Annotated in this window: 15 protein-coding genes and 1 pseudogene; 7 read left to right on the forward strand and 9 right to left on the reverse strand. The window is 37.3% G+C overall.

All coding sequences use genetic code 11. The features are described from left to right. Positions 1–436 precede the first annotated feature (436 nt). From DSM106972_RS03595 to DSM106972_RS03605, 3 genes are all read left to right on the forward strand, one after another. Positions 437–2302 carry a TolC family protein gene (locus tag DSM106972_RS03595; RefSeq protein WP_233787765.1) on the forward strand — a complete coding sequence of 622 codons (1866 nt, stop codon included), beginning with the start codon at positions 437–439 and terminating at the stop codon, positions 2300–2302. A gap of 32 nt (positions 2303–2334) precedes the next feature. After that, a complete protein-coding gene (locus tag DSM106972_RS03600) occupies positions 2335–2760 on the forward strand; it encodes a hypothetical protein (RefSeq protein WP_127078876.1) in 426 nt (141 codons plus the stop codon). Positions 2761–2995: 235 nt separating this feature from the next. Then, the gene (locus DSM106972_RS03605) at positions 2996–6124 is read left to right on the forward strand and encodes a two-partner secretion domain-containing protein (protein WP_127078878.1); all 3129 of its coding nucleotides are present in this window, start codon (positions 2996–2998) and stop codon (positions 6122–6124) included. A 487-nt stretch (positions 6125–6611) separates the two neighbouring features. Here the strand turns inward: DSM106972_RS03605 and DSM106972_RS03610 are convergent, their stop codons facing one another. Next, positions 6612–7112 carry a VOC family protein gene (locus tag DSM106972_RS03610; RefSeq protein ID WP_127078880.1) on the reverse strand — a complete coding sequence of 167 codons (501 nt, stop codon included), beginning with the start codon at positions 7110–7112 and terminating at the stop codon, positions 6612–6614. 126 nt (positions 7113–7238) lie between these two features. On the opposite strand from DSM106972_RS03610, the gene DSM106972_RS03615 reads away from it, so the two are divergent. Both DSM106972_RS03615 and DSM106972_RS03620 read left to right on the forward strand, forming a co-directional pair. Next, positions 7239–10148, forward strand: coding sequence for a beta strand repeat-containing protein (locus DSM106972_RS03615; protein ID WP_158632759.1), 2910 nt, complete (start codon positions 7239–7241; stop codon positions 10146–10148). A 9-nt stretch (positions 10149–10157) separates the two neighbouring features. Continuing rightward, positions 10158–12752 carry a CHAT domain-containing protein gene (locus DSM106972_RS03620; RefSeq protein WP_127078884.1) on the forward strand — a complete coding sequence of 865 codons (2595 nt, stop codon included), beginning with the start codon at positions 10158–10160 and terminating at the stop codon, positions 12750–12752. Between the two features lie 18 nt (positions 12753–12770). Here the strand turns inward: DSM106972_RS03620 and DSM106972_RS03625 are convergent, their stop codons facing one another. The 5 genes and pseudogenes from DSM106972_RS03625 to DSM106972_RS03645 form a co-directional block, all read right to left on the reverse strand. Beyond that, positions 12771–13460, reverse strand: coding sequence for a DUF928 domain-containing protein (locus tag DSM106972_RS03625; RefSeq protein WP_127078886.1), 690 nt, complete (start codon positions 13458–13460; stop codon positions 12771–12773). Between the two features lie 48 nt (positions 13461–13508). Then, on the reverse strand, positions 13509–15845 hold the full coding sequence (locus DSM106972_RS03630; RefSeq protein ID WP_127078888.1) for a CHASE2 domain-containing protein: 2337 nt from the start codon (positions 15843–15845) through the stop codon (positions 13509–13511). Between the two features lie 40 nt (positions 15846–15885). Beyond that, positions 15886–16908, reverse strand: coding sequence for a DUF1822 family protein (locus DSM106972_RS03635; RefSeq protein WP_127078890.1), 1023 nt, complete (start codon positions 16906–16908; stop codon positions 15886–15888). A gap of 15 nt (positions 16909–16923) precedes the next feature. Beyond that, entirely contained in the window at positions 16924–17568 is a 645-nt protein-coding gene (locus DSM106972_RS03640; RefSeq protein WP_127078892.1) for an RNA polymerase sigma factor, read from the reverse strand. 294 nt (positions 17569–17862) lie between these two features. Then, positions 17863–18135 (reverse strand): annotated as a pseudogene (locus DSM106972_RS03645) (LysR substrate-binding domain-containing protein); the annotation flags it as partial. Positions 18136–18429: 294 nt separating this feature from the next. On the opposite strand from DSM106972_RS03645, the gene DSM106972_RS03655 reads away from it, so the two are divergent. Then, positions 18430–18996: a hypothetical protein gene (locus tag DSM106972_RS03655; protein WP_233787862.1), complete on the forward strand. Its 567-nt coding sequence runs from the start codon at positions 18430–18432 to the stop codon at positions 18994–18996. A 176-nt stretch (positions 18997–19172) separates the two neighbouring features. Here DSM106972_RS03655 and DSM106972_RS03660 read toward each other — a convergent pair whose 3' ends face one another. Further along, positions 19173–19637 (reverse strand): hypothetical protein, encoded by a 465-nt coding sequence (locus DSM106972_RS03660; protein ID WP_127078893.1) that lies wholly within the window; start codon positions 19635–19637, stop codon positions 19173–19175. Between the two features lie 543 nt (positions 19638–20180). Further along, positions 20181–20663, reverse strand: coding sequence for a DUF4112 domain-containing protein (locus DSM106972_RS03670; RefSeq protein WP_127078895.1), 483 nt, complete (start codon positions 20661–20663; stop codon positions 20181–20183). Between the two features lie 37 nt (positions 20664–20700). Between DSM106972_RS03670 and DSM106972_RS03675 the strand changes: the two genes are divergently transcribed. Beyond that, on the forward strand, positions 20701–21156 hold the full coding sequence (locus DSM106972_RS03675) for a hypothetical protein (RefSeq protein ID WP_127078897.1): 456 nt from the start codon (positions 20701–20703) through the stop codon (positions 21154–21156). On the opposite strand, the gene DSM106972_RS03680 is transcribed toward DSM106972_RS03675, so the two are convergent. After that, on the reverse strand, positions 21153–22094 hold the full coding sequence (locus DSM106972_RS03680) for a competence protein CoiA family protein (RefSeq protein ID WP_127078899.1): 942 nt from the start codon (positions 22092–22094) through the stop codon (positions 21153–21155). The genes DSM106972_RS03675 and DSM106972_RS03680 overlap by 4 nt on opposite strands. Positions 22095–22145 lie beyond the last annotated feature (51 nt).

Raw genomic sequence — 22145 nt, forward strand, 5'->3', positions numbered from 1 at the left:
ACAATATGTGGTAGATGCTGTAATTTAGACTCTGACAAAAATTTTGGAATTACTTTTTAAGTGTGTAGGTTTTGTTGATAACCTACATAAGTAGTCAATTAAACTGTATAAGCTCAATCTTCTTAATTCTATTAATGCCTAAATTAATCTAATAAATCAAGTAGGTTTAAATCGTTTATAAAACATAACTACAGTTGTTTTGTTTTAAATAGAATCACTTCTACAATTTCTAACAAGGTAGTTTTATATTAATTATACAAAATACATAGTAGATACGAACATGTACAATAGTTTGCGGACTTTACGCATAATTTATAGCTATCAAAATTAAAGATATTTTGTTTTGAAATTTGATACAAAAGCTAAAACTATGAGTGTAATGTAAAATTAAGAATAAAAATTCAAATTAGTATGGTGCTTAAGCAACCTTACAATTATGCACAAGCCACCAAATCAACATCCTCAACCTCCAAGGCAACTCCATCTATCTTTTCGCTCAGTAAGTTTTTGCTTGCTAAATGTATTTATTGCTTCCAGTGTAATCACGGTTGTATTTAGTATTGTAATAGTGATTGTTAAGCCTCGAAAAATATTACGACCTGCTGTTGGTGTTGAGAAAGCAATCGTTAACAAAAGTAAGACGATTATTTCACAAGGGCAAACACAATCCCAAACTAAAATTGAACAAGAGTACATACAGACACAAAAAAATACAAAACCTACAACCTACGATTCAAGGATAGTCAACACACTTGTATATCTAATCCAACCTCAGAAGCAGAAAAACAAAATACTACCTCAGCCAAGAAAATCAATTTTAGCTTTCAAGCCAAAAAAAGATAAGCAAGACAGGCATCAGCAGAAATTAGTGAAGGCGCCATCTCAAAGCATCTCCACACCAACATCACCTATCAAGTTTAACTTGTCGGCTGCTACACAAGTTCGCCAAATTTCTGCATCAGATGCCATTTCTCAAAAATCATTACCGACTATTAACGCGCTAGCATTGCAAATTTCTGATATTGTCGCTTTGGTTTTGCAAAACAACCGCACGATTAAAAACGCATATCTCGAAAGGATAGCTCAAAGGCAAGACTTGGTAGTGGAAGAAGATAAATTTTCGCCAAATATTACACCTACTGTATCAACGTCATTTGGTCAATCGGGGTCAGGCGCCATTTCATCAGTTACGAATGAAATAGGGCTTGAGGCAAAAATGAAAATTCCTACTGGAGGAGAGTTGACTTTAGGGTGGACAGATACTGCTCTAAGACCAAAAATCAGTTTTAACCAACCTTTATTAAGAGGTGCTGGGGTCGATATTAACAGAGCTTCGATTCAAACTGCTCGACTTACTGAAAAAACCAATGTTTTGGATTTAAAAGCTACTTTGACGAATACTATAACAGATGCGATTTTGGCATATAGAAATTTACTTCGTGCCCAAGAACAGTTAAAAATTGAGCAGCTATCCCTTAAAAGCGCTCAAGAACTTCTAGAAATTAATAAAGCTCTGATTGCAGCAGGTAGATTGGCGCCAGTTGAGATTATTCAAAGCGAAACAGCAATTGCTAACCGACAAGTAAGCTTAGTAACTGCTCAAAATAATCTTGAGTCAACAAAGTTAGCTTTACTTCAACTTCTAGATATTGATAAAAATACTAATATTGTCGCAGCAGAAGTTCCAAAAGTAACGCGCGTGACCCTAGACTCAAACAAACTTCGACAAGTAGCGCTCTTAAATCAACCAGAATATTTACAGGCACAGCTAAACCTCGACAAAGCTAAACTTGATTTGTCGCAGGCAAAAAATAACAGACGCTGGGACTTAGGATTAAATATTAGCTATGACAACACAACGGGAAACAACACAACAGGTGACGTGAAAGCTGGACTAACTTTTAGCAAAACATTAGGTGACCTGGCGCCAGAACAAAGGTTTCAACGTAGCCGAGTCAACTTGCTGCAAACGGAAAACAATTTGAAGGAGCAGCTTGAAAGCTTAGAAATTCAGGTTACAGATAGAATTAGAGACGTTAATTCGAGTTTTTCCCAAGTGCAACTTGCCCAACAAGCTAGGGAGTATTCTGAACGACAATTACAAATTGAAAGAGAAAAACAGAGATTAGGAAGGGGGTCTGGAGTTTTTGAGATTGTCAGTCTTGAAAATAGTTTGGTAGAAGCAAGAAACGCAGAACTGAATGCGACTATAGAGTATCTCAATGCTTTGACAAATCTTGATCAGTCTGTAGGAACAACATTATATACTTGGCAAGTAAAAATTGAGACAAGCCAAAATTGATTTTACATTTTTTCAACAAGTGGTTATTTATTATGAGTCAATCAGATTCACTCTTGGTTAAACTCCGCAAGCATATTATTATAAAACAATCAGATTTACTCTTGGTTAAGCTCCGTAAATATTATTTTATTACCTTTTTTGCAGGAGCTTTAGGTGGATTTGCTGGAGGATTAATTCACGCCATACAGCACTTTCATAGTTTTAGTCCACAAATTGTAATAATTATAACTCTTATTAGTGGTATCAATTATAGTAGTGCTGAGATTGTAAGCCTGCTAGGCAATACTTGGTGGCAAAGAGTATTATTATGGGTGACAACGATAATTATTATCAGTGGGTTAATTCATCTACTAGTACAATCACTGGATTTTGATTTTGTGTTGCGTTCCACCCCTTTTGTTCCTACTGCTTTGTTAAACTATTTAAATCGAAAGCTCTCTGTTTATAAAAAGCGCTGATTGCATACCTGTTTACGCTATTTTTGTTAGCATGTTAAACAACGCTCTATCGATGACGACCATCTGAGTGGTTCTTCCCCAGTTATAAAACCACGACGACCTAAACCAGGAGATTCAAATTCAGTTATACCAACAATAAGTGATTAAATAATTTATAGTTTATCTGTACTCGAAGCACGGCATGACGTTGCTGAACGCACGGTTAACTCCCACATTATTATTTGTGTAATTTTCAATGACAAAATGTAGAATGCATTGGCGCCGATTCTTAAAGCAATGGAGTTGGTTAGTTGTTAAAGCCGCGCTCTTTACAAGCGCAAGCGTACTACAAGAACTCGCTTTATTTCCAAGTTGTGCGGTCGCGCAGCAGAGCAACATCGTCCCCGATAACAGCTTGGGCGCCGAAAGTTCTGTTGTTACACCTAATATTGATATTCTTGGCATTAAAAGCGAACAGATATCAGGAGGGGCAAGTCGGGGAGTTAACCTATTTCACAGTTTCCGGGAATTCAATATTAAGGACGGAGGCGCCTATTTCACAAATCCTAATGGCATTGAGAATATTTTCGGTCGCGTAACAGGTGGTAACGCTTCTGAAATTTTAGGAAAGCTTGGCGTATTGGGCAATGCCAACTTATTTCTAATCAATCCTAACGGCATTATCTTTGGGAAAAATGCCAGTTTGGATGTTAAAGGGTCATTTGTTGCGACGACAGCTAATGCAATTAAGTTTGGAAATCTAGGATTTTTCGATGCCTCCGTTAAAAATGTTCCTTCTGCATTGTTAACTGTAAATCCTTCTGCTTTTCTATTTAATCAAATTTCTAATCAACCGATTAACTCAATTCAAGTAAATAAAACCTCATTATCGGTTCCGAATGATAAAAGTTTACTACTGGTAGGTGGCGATATAAAATTGAATAACAGTTTATTAAATGTTCCAGGTGGTCGAGTTGAACTAGGAGGGCTGTTAGGAGAGGGAACAGTAGGGCTAAATAATATAGATAATATTTTACAGTTGAATTTTCCCGACAATGTAACGCGCGCGTCTGTATCTCTTATTAATGACTCTGAAGTTTATGTACGCGCGTCTGATGGGGGTAGTATTGCGTTGACTGCTCAGAACTTTAATATGTCAGGAAACAGTAGACTATTGGCAGGCATAGAATCTGGGTTAGGTTCGATTAATTCTCAAGCAGGGGATATTAAAATTGACGCAACAGGAACAATTAGTCTTACAGATTTAAGCTTGATAGCGAATACGATACGCCCTGGAGGTATTGGTAAAGCTGGTGACATTATCATCAATACTGGGTCACTTTCGCTTACTACTGGCGCCCAGCTACAATCTCGTACTCGTGGACAGGGTTCGGCTGGCAATGTGACAATTACAGCTAGCGATACTGTCTCTTTTAAAGGGGTAATTGGCGATGGTGGCTCCAATAGTGGAATCACTACTAGGGTAGAATCACCCGAAACCGTGGGTGATGCTGGTGATATTAATATTACTGCCAGGTCAGTATCGCTGACGAATGGCGCCGGACTACAAACAACCAGCTTTGGACAGGGTAATGCTGGCGATGTAAATATAAATGCCCGCGATACAGTCTCTTTTGATGGAGTAAGCAATGATGGGCGCCCAAGTTTAGCAGAAAGCAATATACAAAGAAACGCTGTGGGCAAAGGAGGCAATGTTAATATCACCACTGGAAACCTTTCGATGAAAAATGGCGCCACACTGGTGACTGCCACCTACGGAAAGGGAAATGCTGGAAGTATAAATATAAATGCCCGTGATACTGTCTCCTTTGATGGAGTAGGTAGAAATCGAGGTTCTACTGCGGCAGTCAGTATTACGCAATCAAGAACCGAGGGAAATGGAGGCGATATTAATATTACAACTGGTTCACTTTCGGTGACAAATGGAGCGCTGTTAGATGCTAGCAACCTACAAGGGATAGGAAATGCTGGAAATATAAATATAAATGCCCGCGATACTGTCTCCTTTGATGGGACGGGTAGCAATGGTGTCTCCAGTACGGCATTCAGCAGTATAGAAGGAAGAGGAGCGGTGGGTAAAGCTGGCGGTATCAACATCACAACAGGGTTGCTTTCTCTTACAAATGGTGCTGTCTTGAGTGCAGTGACTACTGTACCCCAAGATGGGGGTGACATTACTCTTAACGCCAATACCTTGGAAGCTATAAACGGCGGACAAGTTGTTACTACCAGTTTCAGTAGTGGTAAGGCTGGTAATATCAATGTCAATGTAAATGATAACGTCACCCTTGCTGGCAAAGATAACAGTTATTTTGAACGAATTGCCCAATTTGGCGAGGTCGCGGTTGCTGCTGTTGGTAGTGCCAGTGGACTTTTTGCAAATACATTTGAAGATTCTACAGGTCAGGGTGGAGATTTAAACGTTACTAGTAGACAGATACTTGTGCAAGATGGCGCCCAAATATCTGCTTCAACATCAGGTACGGGTTCGGGAGGAACTTTAAGCATTACAACCGGGGAATTACTTGTTAAAGACCAGGCTCAAATTACTGCTAGCGCACCAAGAGCGCAGGCAGGTCAGCTACAAATAAAAGCTTCAAATATTCGCCTAGAACAGTTTGGAGAAATTGCCACTGTAAACGGCGCCTCTAGTCTTCAGGAGGAAAATATCGTAATACGGGATTTTGACTTATTGCTAATGCTTGATAACAGTAAGATATCCGCTCAAGCTCTCAACCGTGCAACTGGTGGAAACATCACAATAAACTCTCCGTTTGGTTTCATTGTCACTAACAAAGGTGAAAATAGCGACATTGTTGCCAATGCTGCTCTAGGTAGAGGGGGTAGAATTAATATCCAAGCTACTGGTGTTTATGGGTTTGAGAAATATGAACGCAATCGAGGTGATGAATATTTTAGTAACATCAGTGACATTAATGCTAGTTCTGAGGTTGGAGCAGAATTTGATGGAACTATAGACATTAACATACTAGATATTGACCCCAACCCCGGATTGATCAACTTGCCAATCGAACCAGGTACACCGCAAGTAGCTACTGGTTGCCAAGCGGTTACAGGCGAAAATCAAAGTCGATTTGTTTACACTGGACGCAGTGGTTTGCCTCTTAATCCCAGAGTTAGTTTTAGCAGTGATACACCCCAAGTAGATTGGGTGACACGCAACGAGCGCAGTAACAACAGTAATAGTCCAACCGCTAGAAAAAATCCCAATAATCTTACGCAATTGGCTGTTGTTGAAGCGGTAAGATGGGTGAAAAATACCAAAGGTGAGATAATTTTTATAGCGGATGCGCTCACTAACATACCTAATAGTTCGTGGTACACATCAAATAAATGTAGTTAAAGCGGGATAAGTAGTCTGTTTTATGATTGGAGCTTCCGGAGTGCCTTTTATACTGCAAACGGGTAAAAAATGAACTTTGTCATGCTGAGGAACGAAGCATCTTAAAGGTCTACGTTTGCATAAAAAGTATAGTTTTAAGTCGTTTTGAGTATAACATATTGACAACTTGCTCACAAACTCGAAAAGTTGGCGATGTTCGCTCTTCACAAGTGAGTGAGTACGATACCCTATTCGCGTGCATTTCTTAACTGTTGCTTTATATTTTCTTGGCGCCTTCTTATTTTATACTCTTTGATGAAATCATTTTTTATATATAGCATTCCTAATTGATTTGTAACAAATGATGCTTATGTAACGAACCGCAAAGGACGCAAAGGAAGGAAAGGAAGGAAAGGAAGGAAAGAATGAAGAGAAATATTTTACAAGCGATTTAGGATTGCTATAGCATCGTCAAGTAAATACATTTGTACCTGTCTCTATCGATAATTTAGAGACAGTTTGCTTTGACTATATTCGCTGCAAATTCTAGTAATATTCCATCTGGGTCAAAGAAATAAAATGACGAGATAAATGTACTTTCATCCCGTTCTGGAACATATCCAGAAGGAACATCAGCATGGTGTAAAATCGGCGTAACTTGCACTCCTTTCTCAAGAAGTTTTTCCCGATATTCTTCTAACTTCTCTACAGGAACGTTGAAGGCTAAGTGATTCAGCGAAGCGTGAGCAGTTACAATATTACCAGTTTGAAATGCATCTGGTCTAACTGAAGCAATACCTGGTGATGCTTCTGGAGCTTGGGGAAACCAAAAAAATGCTAAAGCATCTCCGTTGCCAATATCAAAAAAGAAATGTTGTCCACCATCTGGCAAAGCTATTTTCTTGATTAAATTTAAACCAAGTGTCTGAGTATAAAAATCTACTGTGCGTTCCATGTCCTTACATACCAACGCAATATGGTTAATTCCCCGTATGTGAAAATCTTTCATGGCTAATTGCACTCACGCATATGTAACTATTTGTAACTATAAAGCATAATTCTAAGATTTACCCGGTAGGTACTCTGTATTGGTATGAGTTATATAAGTACATGTTGTTTTTGGGAGGTTTACCAGATGACCACTGTAAGAAGTTACGGCGCCCAATTAGCCCAAGCGTGTTACTTAATAATAGGCGCAATAGCAGCAATTTTTACATTTGACGTGGTGTCTTGTGGCGCCTTTGCTCAAATAACCCCTGATGGCACTTTACCCAATAATTCCCACGTGAGTGTGCAAGGCAAAACCAGAGTTATTGAGCAAGGAACCAAAGTCGGAGAAAATTTATTCCACAGCTTTGAAAAGTTTTCTGTTCCTACTGGTATTATTGCTGACTTTAATAATCCGCTGGATATTCAAAACATTATCACTAGAGTTACTGGTAACGAGGTATCAAATATTAATGGTTCAATCAGTGCGAAAGGCGCCGCTAATTTATTCCTGCTCAATCCAAATGGAATTATTTTTGGTCGCAATGCCTCTTTAAATATTGGTGGTTCATTTATTGGCAGTACGGCAAGCAGTATAAATTTTGCCGATGGAACTAGATATAGTGTAAGTAAAGAATCTACACCATTACTTACGGTTAGTGTTCCTATTGGTTTACAATTTGGCACCAACCCAGGAAGCATTAGTAATCAATCTCAAGTAACTGATACAGAGAAACAACGTGTAGGTTTGCAAGTCAAGCCTGAGAAAACTTTGGCATTAGTAAGCGGTGATATTACACTTAATGGTGGTTATTTGACGGCAACAGGTGGAAACAGTACAGGAGGACGAATTGAACTGGGAAGTGTTGCATCTAATAGTCTAGTCAGTTTAAAGCCAGTAAGTAAAGGTTGGGCATTAGGATATGAAAACACCAAAAATTTTGGAGATATAAAATTATCAAGACAGGCAATTGTCAATGCTAGTGGTAATGGTGGTGGTGATATTCATATAGAAGCTAGGTCTTTACGACTTACTGAGGGTGCGCGTGTATTAGCTAGAACCTTAAATACGAGACATGGAGGAAAATTAACTATTAATGCTTCTGAATCTGTAGAAATAATTGGTGTGTCAGCAAATGGTAAAGAACCTAGTGGTTTGAGAACCGAGACAAGAGGTGATGGGGATGCTGGCGCCTTAACAGTTAATACTAAAAGATTGCTGTTGCAAGATGGAGGATTAATATCCACTGGTGCAATTTTGCGTCCTCCCATAAAAGGGGCAGGTGGAAATATCAACATTAATGCTTCAGAGTCAGTAGAATTAATAGGAGAAACAATTGGAAAAACACCAGACGACACATTTCAGAGTCGCTTGACTACTCAGACACGAGGTGATGGCGCCGCTGGAGATTTGACAATTAATACAGGCAAGTTAAGTGTTAAAAATGGGGGACAAATAGCTGCTGGTACTTTTCCTCGTAGTAGAGGAGCAGGAGGAAATTTAATAATCAACGCTTCTGACTCAGTTGAGGTGCTTGGAATATCGGCAGATAATCGTGTGACTACACAAGTGAGCCGCATCACAAATTTGACTGCTGGTGCTGGAAATGCCAAAACTTTGACAATTGATACGAAAAAGTTAACTGCCAAAGGTGGGGGATTAATATCTGCTGGCGCCATATCTCGCAGCAGCGACCCGAATAATCTTAGTTTTGGGCAGGGAGGCACTTTAAATATCAACGCTTCAGATTCAGTAGAGGTAATTGGTGGTATACCAAGAAGTAATATTCGCAGCCGCTTGACAACTAGTACCGAAGGTGCAGGTAATGCTGGAAATTTGACAATTAATACTGGCAAATTAATTATTAAAGAAGGGGGACAGGTATCTGCTGGCACTAATTTTTATAGTATTGGGGAAGGGGGTAATTTGACAATTAATGCCTCCGAATCTGTGGAAGTCAGCGGAGAATCACTCTATGGTGAACAAGTTTACAGTCGTTTAACCAACCGCACCTCTGGTCAGGGAAACGTTGCAACTTCAAAAATTAATACTAAAAAGCTAATTATCCAAGATGGAGGACAAGTATCCTCAGATACACTCAATCAAGGTTTAGCAGGAAAGTTAGATGTGACAGCTTCTGACTCAATAGAAATACGTGGAACCTCTTCTGATAATTTTCCCAGCAGATTATCTGCTTTAACTGGTAATAATAGCGCTAGCTCTGCCGGAGACTTAAGTATTAATACTGGACAATTAATCATTGAAAATGGCGCCGATGTAACAGTCGGTGCAACTGGATTGGGGGATGCTGGAAACTTATTGATAGAAGCTGATAATATTACACTCAATAACCAAGGAAGTATCAAAGCTTCTACAGTCTCTGGTGAAGGTGGCAATATCAATTTACAAGTACTTTCTTTAATTTTGATGCGCCACAATAGTTCTATCTCAACTCAAGCAGGCAATAATGGTAATGGTGGAAACATTGATATTAGTTCCCAATTCATTGTTGCTAACAAACGTGAAAATAACGATATTATTGCAAATGCCGAACGAGGTAGCGGAGGTAAGATTAATATCACAACTCAAGGAATATATGGGTTAGAATACCGTCCACAGCTGACAAATTTCAGTGATATCAATGCAAGTTCTCAGTTTGGTATCAACGGTACTGTCTTAATTAATACTCAAGATTTAGACCCGAATCGAGGATTAATTAATTTGCCCGTAGAACCGGGTACACCACAAGTTGCTCAAGATTGCCAAGTAGGTAGTGAAAATCAAAGCCAATTTGTTGTAACCGGACGTGGTGGTTTACCATCTAATCCTAGAGTTGCTTTTAGCAGTGATACGCCACAAGTTGATTGGGTAACGCGCGCACGCAGCAATAATCAATACAAAAGCCCAGTTGCTACTCAAAATTCTACTACCCCCACACAACCGATTGTCGAAGCTACTAGTTTGGTGAAAAATGCTAATGGTGAGGTGTTTCTTAGAGAGGCGCCTATCAAGTCGCGCGAAGAGTGGCAACGGATGACTCTAGGATGTAACGGATAATTTATTACAATGTCTAGATATATTAGCAAAATTAAGCAATTGCGAATAGCAGTGCAGCGTTATGTTAACGTCATCATACTAATAGTATTGTTTTTGGCGCCTGCAATTTTACCTAGTACTGCTTTTGGCAGAACATATTTACATGTTCAAGCTTTATCTAATGCCGAAAATTTGGTAGAACAGGGCAGAGCTTTATATGAGGCTGAAAAGTTTAATGATGCAGTTAAGGTATTACAAAAAGCTGCCACAACTTTTGAGAATAATGGAGATAAAATCGGACAAGCCATGACGCTGAGTAATTTGTCTTTGGCTTATCAACAGCTTGGGTTAACGAAGGAAGCGGAAAATGCGATTAACCAAAGTCTTAATATGCTCCAATCGCCAATCAAAAATCCAGAAGTTTTTGCTCAAGCGTTAGATGTACAAGGGCGCCTACTGTACTTGCAAGGACAAACTGAAAAAGCTGTAGACATTTGGCAACAAGCTGCTGATATTTATGTAAAAATAAACGAAACATCTAAATTAACTCGTAATCGAATTAATTCGGCTCAAGCGTTGCAAGCTTTAGGATTTTTTCGTCAAGCTGAAAATATTTTAGGAGAGTTAAAGAAATCACTTGTAATAGAAAAAAATAAATCAATTCAAGCTACAGGATTACGTCAGCTTGGGGATGTTCTACGATTAGTCGGTAATTTAAGCGAATCTCAACAAGTATTAGAACAAAGTTTAAAGATAAATTCTAATGCTAACTCTAAACAGGCAATGGGCGAGACTCTTGTCAGTTTAGCTAAAACAGCACGCGCGCAACAAAATTATCAAGCTGCTTTAAATTATTTACAACAAGCTGGTAATTATTCACTTACTAGCGGCGCCATACGTATCGATTTATTATTAAATCAATTGAACTTGCTTTTAGAAACAAAGCAATATGCAGATGCTACTAATTTTATACCACAAATTCAGACAGAATTAAATAAATTACCATCAAGTCGCATGGCTGTTTATGCTCGAATTAACTTGGCTCAAAATTTAGTTAAACTCAGAGAAAACACTAAACAAGCTCCTGCATGGGTAGATATTGCCAAAATCTTAGCAGAGGCAGAAAAGATTGCACATAATTTACAAGACTTACGTGCAGAATCTTATGCTGTAGGTACTCTTGCTTGGTTATATGAACAAGCAGGACAATTAACCGATGCTTTTAAGCTTACCGAAAAAGCTTTATTACTGGCACAGAATATTAATGCATCAGACATTACTTATCAATGGCAATGGCAAATGGGGCGTTTACTCAAGGCAAAGGGAGATACACAAGCTGCTAGCGGTTATTATGCACAAGCAGTTAAAGTCCTTCAGTCTCTACGTAGTGATTTAGTTGCAATTAATTCAGATGTTCAATTTTCTTTCCGTGAAAGTGTTGAACCTGTGTATCGAGAGTATGTTGAATTGCTTTTACAAAAGCAAAACACACAAGCAAATAAAGATAATCTCAAGGAAGCTCGTTTAATCATCGAATCTCTACAATTAGCAGAGTTAGATAACTTCTTTCGGTCTGCCTGTTTAACAGCTAAAGTCAATATTGATGTCGCAGTTGATAAAGAAGATTTAACCGCAGCAGTTGTTTATCCAATAATTTTACCTGACCGACTTGAAGTTATTCTCAAATTACCTGGACAAAATAATCTGCGTCAATATACAACTCGTGTGAAAAAGCAAGAGGTAGAAAGTACTATTAGACAGCTAAGAGAAGATATACAAGAATTTAAAGTCGGCGCCGATAAGCAAACTCAATATCAAAAAATATATGAGTGGTTGCTGCGACAAGCTCAAACTGATTTAGAAAACAGCAAAGTTGAAACTTTAGTATTTGTTCTTGATGGCGAGTTACGAAATATACCAATGGCTGCTCTTTATGATGGTAAACAGTACCTCCTAGAGAAATATAATATTGCTGCAAGTCCCAGTTTACAGTTATTTGACATAAAACGATTGCGACGAGGACAACTAAGAGCCTTAACTGCTGGATTAAGCGAAGCACGCTTCAATTATTCTAAACTCAATTATGTTGAAACCGAATTACAACAAATTAAATCAGAACTATCAAGTACAGTGCTTCTGAATAAGCAATTTACTAGCCTTGCCTTTCAAAATCAGGTTCAAGAAAACACTTTTCCAATTGTTCACCTAGCAACTCATGGTCAATTTAGCTCAAACCCAGATAAGACTTATATTTTAGCTTACGACCGTCCCATCAAAGTTAACGAACTCAATCAATTATTAAAGACCCGTGATATAAACCAACCTGATTTAATCGAATTACTTGTTCTCAGTGCATGTCAAACCGCAACAGGTGACGACCGTGCAGCATTGGGACTTGCTGGAGTTGCTGTAAGAGCAGGCGCCCGTAGTACATTAGCTTCACTATGGAATCTCAATGATGCATCTACAGCAACATTAATGAGTCAATTTTATAAAGAACTGACTCAACCAAATATAAGCAAAGCTCAAGCATTACGACGCGCACAATTACAGCTTTTACAACAAGAACAATACGCTATGCCATATTATTGGGCGCCTTATATTTTAGTTGGTAATTGGTTGTAAGGTGGGCACTGCCTACAATCATAATCCTGCCGACTTTAACAAATTATCCCACTTTTTATCTTGCGGATTTTGGCGCCGAATTTCAGCAACGGTTGTGATTGCATCATACCAAATGCCGTTTTTGGCGTAAATATTTGCTTTTTGTTGTATAGTTGCTTTTTCTAATTCGCTTGATAGTGCTGGTGCCAGTGTCTCTCGTGTTATCCAAGCTTCGGCAAAATCTTTTTGATAAGGTGTATTTGGGGCACAAGATATATTAATAAATAAATATAACCGATACCATTGGTTGTTTGAGAGAAGTGGCGCCTCTTTGGGAAGTGAGACGTTTATTACTCCTGGTGTTCCTGTTAGTTTAATGTCCGTTTCGTAGAGCGTACTGTTTGTACGGTCGCGAAGTGAAAATTTGGCTGTTTGCACAGATTTTGATTCGTATGGAATATAAAACCAGAAGGTGGGATGGTCTTGAGTGGTTAGTCCCCAACGTAGTTCTGTGTTATCTGAGAATTTTGTGACTGGTACTAAAGCGGTGAGGGGTTTTTGGGTTTGTGGACAACCCCGACGACTTCCTGCTGGTACGGTTCCTTTTGGGGTTCCTTGCCTAGGAGGGGGTTGGATGAAGTTTATTGCTGGGGAGAGTTGTGCTACAACTTGTGTTGAAATTAATATTAAGGCTAGGGTTAGGGTTAAGATTTTAAATTTATTTTTCATGATTTTAAAGTAATTGTTCTATTAATGGTGCGTGAAAGCAGTTTAAGTTTACATTTTATTGGGGTTTGTAATGGCTTTCACGCACCCTACGCTTATTAATGCTATGGCAGATGGTACTAATGGCGCCCAATTTCCTTGTATAAATAGCCAATAACAAGTGCCATATAAAACTATTATTAGAATTCCTCCTGTAAGGATGCCGTAGAATAATTTTTTTTGAGAGGCAAGTGTTATTATTCCTCCTGCAAGTGACCAACTCCATACCCATACAAAATCAATCCAAAATGTCCATGTTTTTATTAATGGGCGCCTGTCTAAAACTGCACTTAATATTTGGCTCACCATTTGAGCATGGATAATTACTCCGGGCATTTCTTGATAGGTACGTTGTTTTGCGATGTAAGGAGTTGGAAATTGGTCGCCGGATGTTCGAGTCATAACACCTATTAAAATAATACGGTTTTTTATGGTTTCGGGTTTGACTTTACCTGTTAGTACATCTTTGAGGGTGACTATATCAGCAATTTGTAATGGTGAATGATAAGAACGGTAATTTAATATAATTTGGTTTCCCCATGTATCGGCATTTTGATAAGCGCCAGTTGGTGATTGTAATCGCGGAAGTACAATATTTCCGAGTTGCCAGTTCCCTTGAACTATTTGGGGTGTAATTCCTTCTGCTTTTAAATATTGTGCTGCTAATTGTAAACTTAAAGAAATAGGTGTTTGGCAAAGCGATGTTATTGGTACGTCCATTGATAAAAGATGGCGCCGAATCACACCATCCGAGTCTGGAATAACATTGCTAAACCCAAGGTATTGATTCTTTACTTCAGGTGGTTGTGAGATTCCACGTTCTTCACCTTCTGGCTCACCGACTTGACAAATAGCAAAGAAGTTATCACTTTTTTGTAAATTAGTTTTTAAAGTTATCTGTTTGGAATCAACAGGGAAATCACGAAAGATATCCAAGCCAATTGCACGCGGTTTATGTGGCTGTAATTTTTCTAATAGTTTTGCTAATGCTAAATCTGAAAGTGAGCCTTTTCTATCTTTCTGTTCAGGTATTTGAAAATCTTCATCTTTGATGCCAATTATCAAAATTCGTTGGTCACTTCTCTCGGCTGGACGACTTTGCATTATTTGGTCGAAAAGATGTAATTCCCATTTTTCTAACATCCCTCCAAAACGGGCGCCGATGACACTTGTTGTTACAATAAGACTAGTCGCTATTAGAGTAAAAAAATTCCTCTGACGCTGATTTTTTAGTTTAAATGTACTCTTATTTGCTTCTTTATTAATATCATTACTGGTTAATAAAGAGTTCCAAGTCGGTGGTAATACTGCTGGGTTTTGAAAAATTACTGGCAACCAAGTAGCGCTAGGAAATTTATCCTCTAAACTCTGTAGCTTTTCCCTAGCTTCACGCGATGCTAAATATAAAGACTTACCACTGGAGAAGGCAAGCAAAAAATACTTCAAAAATTCTTGTGCTACTTTATCTGGAACTGGTTGCCGCATGACAATAATTTGCGGAATATTTAATAAGCTCAGTTGTCGTGCTAACCCTAAACCATCACAGGAGTTAAAAATAGCTAGCTGTAATCCTTGAGTAATAGAACTTCTCAAGGCATTGCTAAATTCTTGAATTGTCAAACTATCTGTTTGATTAATATAGAGTTTACCAGTATTACCATGCGTTTCACTATGTCCTGCAAAAAACAAAATATCCCACTTTTGTTCCCATAGTTGACTACTTAACTCTTGAAGCTGCGGTTCGACTAAAAAAATAACTTCAGAATCAGGCAAACTTTCTAATAATTCTCTATCTTTTTGAACATCGATACCTGTACTATTACCGAGAATAGCCAAAATTCTAACTTTAGGTTTTGGTAATGATTGTTCAGTTTTTTGAAACGTTACTGTACTTAAAGCAAATTCGGCTTTAGAGTAATTTTGGAAAAAATCCCATAAATGCCAAGGAATTTGTTGTAACTGCTCGTCGTTAGTGCGAATCAATACGCGAACGATATCATCTCGATTTAATTCTTCACGCAATGTATTGTTGATGCTAGAAAATTCTTGACAGTTCAACCAAGATTGCAAATGCTGATTAATTTTAGTTTCTAATTGTTTACATTCATTAATCCTTCGATTGATTGAACCACCATAAATCATTTCTTTTGGTTTGATACGGCTGTTATTATTAACTACACTGTTATATTTACTCTGCCATTGAATTAAGGAGTTGTTTAAATCAGTCGAATTTGGCAAGCTGGCATGAGCTTCTATATATGAACGAGCATTATCTTCGCCAATTTCTAACGTAGCTCTAAGCCCTTGTTCCAAATTACCATCTATTTTGAGAACAACTAACTTGCTCATATAATAATCTGCCCATTCTACTTGACAATATATTTTTATTCTAAACTTGAAAGTGTTCAGTAAAACTGACCTCATTTAATGTTAATTTCACACTAAAACACTCTCCCAATACACTACTAAAATTCAGCAAGATATTCTCAGTATTTCTTGCTGTCGCTTGCATAACAACTGTTCCTAATTCATCTAACACAAATAACTGAAGCTCTTCTGGAAGATTTTTTCTAGTTCCACATGGGTAAACTTTAACCCAAATATCTATTTCTTCTTCGCAAGTATGAATCAATTCGACGAGTAAAGCTATTTGCTCATTTTTGATTTGAGATAAATCAAATAATTTTCCTCGTTCAATAGTTGTGCTAAGACTTTCGTGCTGACTCTCTGAATGGGTATTTAAATTGTTATCACTAATTTCATTAAATGATTTACTTCGGTAAGCTATTTCAGTTTGTTGCTGTAAACTTAAAAGCGATTCTACTGTTTGCCAACCTATATCAAAAACATTTTGAAACCACTGACTAAGATTATTTATTCGTGGAATAGAGATAAAAGATTCACTATTTACTTCGGCAGGTTGACTTAAAAGTGATAGCAAATCTTCTAGCGATTCTAATTCGCTTATAGGTAATTCGCCGTTGTCAGGAATAGTTTTACGAAACCCTAAAATTGTGGCAGTTTTTAACGATTCATTGATTTGTACAAATACATAGCCGATTCTATCTAAACATGCTTCTAGAGGAACAGAAATAATATTATTTGCTGTATCTGCTGCTTCCTCAAACATTTCAATTGCACGACACTCGATTTTTCCTAAACCTTGTACATCTAAATCTGCAACATCTAATAAAGTCTGTGTAAGTGGATTATAACTTAAACAATCTTCCCAGTTTACCTGAATTCCCATTAAATTTAGATACGCTTTGACTACTGTTATAGCTAAAGTATTAAAATAAACTTGCTTGGCTTTGAGTGGATTAGTATGATAATCCCTAAACTTTTGTGCTAAACGATAGGCGCCTGCACTAATTGGGAGACTAAAAGTTAAAGATTGTGATAATTTTTTCATTTCCTGACCTTGTATTTAATTTATATCATCGCTGCAATATTCTTTTAGCTTTGGAGCAAACTCTGTAACACATCGGTAGTAGAAGCTACTAACAGTTTGAAGCTTTATTTCAAATTCTGCTGATATTTCCTTCCATGATTTTCCTGATATCCTTCGCAAAGCTAACTGTTGAAAGTTTGCTTGAGGAAAATTTTCTATATGTTTTTTTTTGAAAAGATTCTCAGGGTCTAATTCTATACATTCCCTCACTAATTCCGTAAGGCTTATTGTTTTTTCTTGTGAAGCAAGAATATCCTGGTCAGGAAGTTGTGTGATACCCTGCCTATTAAGGATTTTAGGAATAGCTTCTGGAAAAAAACGCCGCTCTAAAAGAAAATTAACCCATGTAATTACCGAAGCGCGCGTTGCATCATATTTGTGAATATTTTGACAAATATAAAGTAGAAGTTCTTGCAATGCTTCATTATAAATTTCTTCATAAAGACTTGCTGGATACTGTCCACTTTGTGGATGACAAAGCTTACCGGAACATACAATAGTATTAATCAACTTAGTTAAGGCAAGTTTTCGAGCCTGAGTCAATGCTGGGTACATTTGAACTGTAGTAGCTAGTTGTAGTAGCTGCTTCTGCATTTGTTCATCTTTTGCCGAGTGACTCATCTGAAACTCCACACTTGTTATCAGCACAGCATTTTTACTGCCATCTTATTTCTAGCGACTTCGCTTCATTTTCTGCCAAACTTAACCTTTCTTTACAAAAATTAGGTTTTACTCCATGCTCTAGAAAAAAATAGGCGCCTTAACTTACCGGAATGCACCATTTGCAATAAGCCCAAAGAAAGCGGGCTTCTTGCCAAAAATCTTGCTATAAAACGTTGATTTTTCGTATAGAAGCCCGGTTTCTGTTCTTAGAAGTTAACGTTAACTACGAATTGCATAAAAATACCTGATTAGTTAATCACAGACACTTTTCACAATTCGTAGAAACTCTCTTAAAACAGGTGTCATCTGCTCTTGTCGCCACACTACAGCCGTTTCTACTAATGGTGTTTTTTCTTTGAAAGCACGATAAACTACACCAGCCCTTTGAAGATTTTGCAAAGAATACGGTACAATCGCAATTCCCACTCCCGCTGACACTAACCCAATAATTGTCTGCATTTGGATTGCTTCTATCGTCACTTTTGGGCTGAAATTTCCTTGCTGGCAAACACTCAAAATTTGATCACGGTAGTGACATTGAAAAAGGAATTAAACTTTATAATCAAAAATATCCTTCAATAATTTATACTTATGATGTAACTCATGGGATGGCTTTAATTCTTAAACATGAGGAACGCAACATCAGAAAGATATCAATCTTTTACCGAGCGTTGTAATAAGAGTAGAAACCAGCTTCAGCAAACAGAACTTTCTTTTCTATCGCCTCTATCTCAGCGCTCTCAGTGCCGATTCTTACAAAGTTGGGCGGGACGGAAACCGACACCGCCCACTTTGCGCTTTTTTAATGTGGAAAAATTAGTGGAGTGGGTACAAAAAAGGTGGAATTATTCAATCAATGCAATTGCTAATCAAGTGCCAAATCTTGAGTCAAAAGTATTAGAACAAAAACTCAAAGATAAGCTTGGATGGCTAAATGAATATCAAGAAGAAATCAAAGTTTGGAGTGAAATGGTTGAAATGACAAGAAGTTTAGAGACTTACCTCAAAACTAATGAAATTAACCAGCAATCTTTCATGAACTTTGAGTTCCTTCAATCTTGCTTAGATTTTAAAGTTAATCCGAATTTTAAACAAAAAATTATCGATTATTTAATTAAAGAAAGTTCTCAAATTCCTGCGGATATTACTCTCCTAGCAACTTCCGATATCATTGAATCAATTTTTGGTAAATATAAACACTTTTCTTCTAAATGCCCTATTAAACAGATAGGTCAAACAGTGTTGAGTATCTGTCTGTGTACCATGAACCTGGCAACTTCTGTAGTCAAACAGGCATTGGAAACTATTCGATACCTTGAAAGAATGGTCAACCAAAGTTTTTGGTCAGTCTATGCTGTCACAAAGAAGAACTATGTTTCAGTCTGAAATAATGACACAAAAGTTGCATGAACTTTTTTAGGAGCATTTCCTACAAAGTTAACACCCTAAGTTGGGGGATAGAATATGTTTGGAATACCTATTTTCTCGTTGACCGTGCGTAAGTCCTATTAGTTTCTTGATGCCAGCACATTACAAACGAACCGCGTGCTTTCTGGTGCCTGCTACTCTTTGTGATTGAGTGAGGAAATCACGGTGCCCAAGCCAAAAATGATACCTATACCACAGATTACATAAGTAAGTGGTCGTTCATCTTGCTGTACTTCTAAAGTTGGTATTTTAGAATCCTGAACAAATGTATTTATTAAATATGCATTTTTTTGCTTTTTACTTTCATCATAGCTACTATAGAAATTCGTGAAATCAATCTCACCACTCTTAGCAATGAGCTTGATTTGATACCTATTGCGACCCATACGTTTAGAAACATCAACTTTAGCTCCCAGCAATTGATTCAAAGGGATTTTTTGTACAAAATCCGACCGCAGTAATCTTGATTGCACTAGTTCACATGTAGACTCAATTCTTGTGCAAGTTAAGGTAGTTACTGTAGCAGATATTATAAAATAAATCGAAGCTGCAATAGTTCCAATGCCGTATATAATTCCGACTATTCTATTTCTATTCATGCTGTTTTGTTTATTTGAAAGTAATGTAATGTTGATTCAAATTGTAAATTTGTAAAATTCTAAGTTAAATGTTTTAAATATTTTATATTAATGTGAGATTTTTCTTATAATTATTCCCTCATTTCTGGATTGATACTAAAGTCATACATACTACGCTCGTAGACGCAATTCTTTTTCTGCTGTCATCGCCCGCTGTTTCCAATTTTCTCGTGAGAGCGACAAATCTCTAATTTTTATTTCCAAGGCTCTTAGCTTTTTTTGTCTTGATAGTGCTGAATATTCCAATTCTCTCGACTTTTCCTAAACAAACGTACTAAACGCTTCGATTGGCTTTTATATTCTCTCATTGGTAGTCAACTCCCATCCGGCACCTTGATGCATATAATCTGTATGAAAAAATATTATCACAAGGCGCCCAAAGTTAACACCCTAGCTTATAGCCTGTCCTACAATGGATAACTTTGAAGTAATATAAATATATTATTATGCGGCGGTCAATTCAGCAATTTTGGTACAGTTATTGAAAGGGAAGGGGGGACTATATTATTGATTACCACCCAAAAATCTTACCGCTAGCCATATTCCAAAAGCAAACAAAGCAATTATGCCAATTAGAATTAAAACTAAAACAGCTAGGACTATATTAATAAACCATTTGTCTTTTTGACGGCTTTTAATTGGTTCGCGTAAATGCGCTTCGAGTAAATTTACATTCTTGGTATTCGCCTTCCATGTTGTATCAAATATATCCCCTAGTATTGGTATAGAACCAACGGCGCCATCAATAACTATATTAAATATCATTTTTGCTAACACTGTTTTAGGCAGTTTAAATTGAATTGCCTGAAAAACAATATATACAGACATTAAAATACCAATAAAATCTCCACCTACAGGCAACAAACCCACAAGTGACTCAAGTCCAACTTTAAATTTTGTACCTGGAACACTTAACGAACGGTCCCATAAATCACTTAACTTACGTAGGCTTTGCAGTTTGGCGAGTTTCGCATTAGTATCATGCATATAATAAAAGAAACTTCAAGATTAAGTTATACAAATTATGATTCAAAACTGGATAACTGTTGAGGGTGTAGTTACATCTGGATATCAAGTAGCTTCTGGAAAATCGAAAAATAGTCCTTATCCTAGAGGTACTTTAGAAATGCAGTTACCTTTTTTCAAGGATTTGGGACTTGATATAAGCAACTACTATCTGGGTACTTTAAATATATCGATTATCCCTAAAGAGTTTAAGCTAAATAAACCACAATACACGTTTAGAAATGTTAAGTGGTCGCCTGAACATGATACAGAAGACTTTTCTTTCTCACACTGTCAAGTTATCTTTAACGGTAGTAAATACGATGCACTCATATACTACCCGCATCCAGAAACTAAAATCAATCATTTTCAAAACCCCTCTATTTTAGAAATTATCGCAGTTCCCATACCTGACATTAAGTATGGAAACAGTGTAACCGTCGAAATTAATACATCGGAAGTAAGTATAATCTAGCGACTAACTAGCACTTTGATTTGAGGATTTTCTTCAGCTAATATATCTAACTCGATTTGATTAAGTTGTTTTGCTTGCATTTGTTGCAAATCGTGCATTACTGTTTTGACGTTCTCACTACTAAATTTATAATACTCCGTTAAACTTCCAATGGGATAATTAAAGCTTTGATAACGGTGCTTAAAATACTTTTCAATATTGCCGCGATTTTCCCATGTACCCAGCACTTTTATATCAATAGTTTTATAATGCGCGACCAAATCTATCTCTACTTCTTTGAGACGCTTTTGAATTTGGCGCCTAGTCACACCCACTTTATAAAATACCTTTTTATCATCAGTCCGAATTTCTAAAAAATACAGCGTATTTGATAACACTCGTCTCAACTGCGCGCGGTATAATTCTAAATCAATAATTCGATGTGATAAATCAGAACTTTTTTTAAAAGTCGCATGTTCAACAGCTAACTCTAACTTCAATAGCTTCTTAAATATTAAAGGTTCCTGCACCGAATTAAACAACGCTAACTCTAAGGCGCCAACGGGTATCTTACCTAAATCATTAAACTCATACCCACTAGGAACCATATAAACATTCTTAGTTAACAAACCTGACTTTAATAAACCAGGAGTAAGCAACTGAGGACTGACTAAATAATCTCTACAGCCATACTCACTCCACAATAACTTAAGTAACTTCAAATCCTTACCAGATAACTGAATATTAAAGCTATCGTAAAAAGGTAAAACAGGAAACTCCTGATTAGCAACCGAACGACAAGTATCATCACTATGGGCAAAATGGTGTGAGTTCTTCTTACCCTTCTTAGCAGTCAAACCACCACCACAATAAGGACACCTCAACCGACTCTTACCACTACAAACATCCTCAACATATACCAAAACCCCAGAACTATCCACACCATAATTTAACCACACAGCAAAATATCTCCTTCTTTCTTTCTTTCTTTCTGTTCTTTGTGCCTTTGT

Origin of the sequence: Dulcicalothrix desertica PCC 7102 (genome assembly GCF_003991905.1) — a bacterium.
Classification (GTDB): Bacteria; Cyanobacteriota; Cyanobacteriia; order Cyanobacteriales; family Nostocaceae; genus Dulcicalothrix; species Dulcicalothrix desertica.

Bases quoted from the DNA above. Each gene is read 5' to 3' on its own strand.
- DSM106972_RS03595 (WP_233787765.1), top strand. From the start codon at position 437: ATGCACAAGCCACCAAATCAACATCCTCAACCTCCAAGGCAACTCCAT.
- DSM106972_RS03600 (WP_127078876.1), top strand. From the start codon at position 2,335: ATGAGTCAATCAGATTCACTCTTGGTTAAACTCCGCAAGCATATTATT.
- DSM106972_RS03605 (WP_127078878.1), top strand. From the start codon at position 2,996: ATGACAAAATGTAGAATGCATTGGCGCCGATTCTTAAAGCAATGGAGT.
- DSM106972_RS03610 (WP_127078880.1), bottom strand. From the start codon at position 7,112: ATGAAAGATTTTCACATACGGGGAATTAACCATATTGCGTTGGTATGT.
- DSM106972_RS03615 (WP_158632759.1), top strand. From the start codon at position 7,239: ATGACCACTGTAAGAAGTTACGGCGCCCAATTAGCCCAAGCGTGTTAC.
- DSM106972_RS03620 (WP_127078884.1), top strand. From the start codon at position 10,158: ATGTCTAGATATATTAGCAAAATTAAGCAATTGCGAATAGCAGTGCAG.
- DSM106972_RS03625 (WP_127078886.1), bottom strand. From the start codon at position 13,460: ATGAAAAATAAATTTAAAATCTTAACCCTAACCCTAGCCTTAATATTA.
- DSM106972_RS03630 (WP_127078888.1), bottom strand. From the start codon at position 15,845: ATGAGCAAGTTAGTTGTTCTCAAAATAGATGGTAATTTGGAACAAGGG.
- DSM106972_RS03635 (WP_127078890.1), bottom strand. From the start codon at position 16,908: ATGAAAAAATTATCACAATCTTTAACTTTTAGTCTCCCAATTAGTGCA.
- DSM106972_RS03640 (WP_127078892.1), bottom strand. From the start codon at position 17,568: ATGAGTCACTCGGCAAAAGATGAACAAATGCAGAAGCAGCTACTACAA.
- DSM106972_RS03660 (WP_127078893.1), bottom strand. From the start codon at position 19,637: ATGAATAGAAATAGAATAGTCGGAATTATATACGGCATTGGAACTATT.
- DSM106972_RS03670 (WP_127078895.1), bottom strand. From the start codon at position 20,663: ATGCATGATACTAATGCGAAACTCGCCAAACTGCAAAGCCTACGTAAG.
- DSM106972_RS03675 (WP_127078897.1), top strand. From the start codon at position 20,701: ATGATTCAAAACTGGATAACTGTTGAGGGTGTAGTTACATCTGGATAT.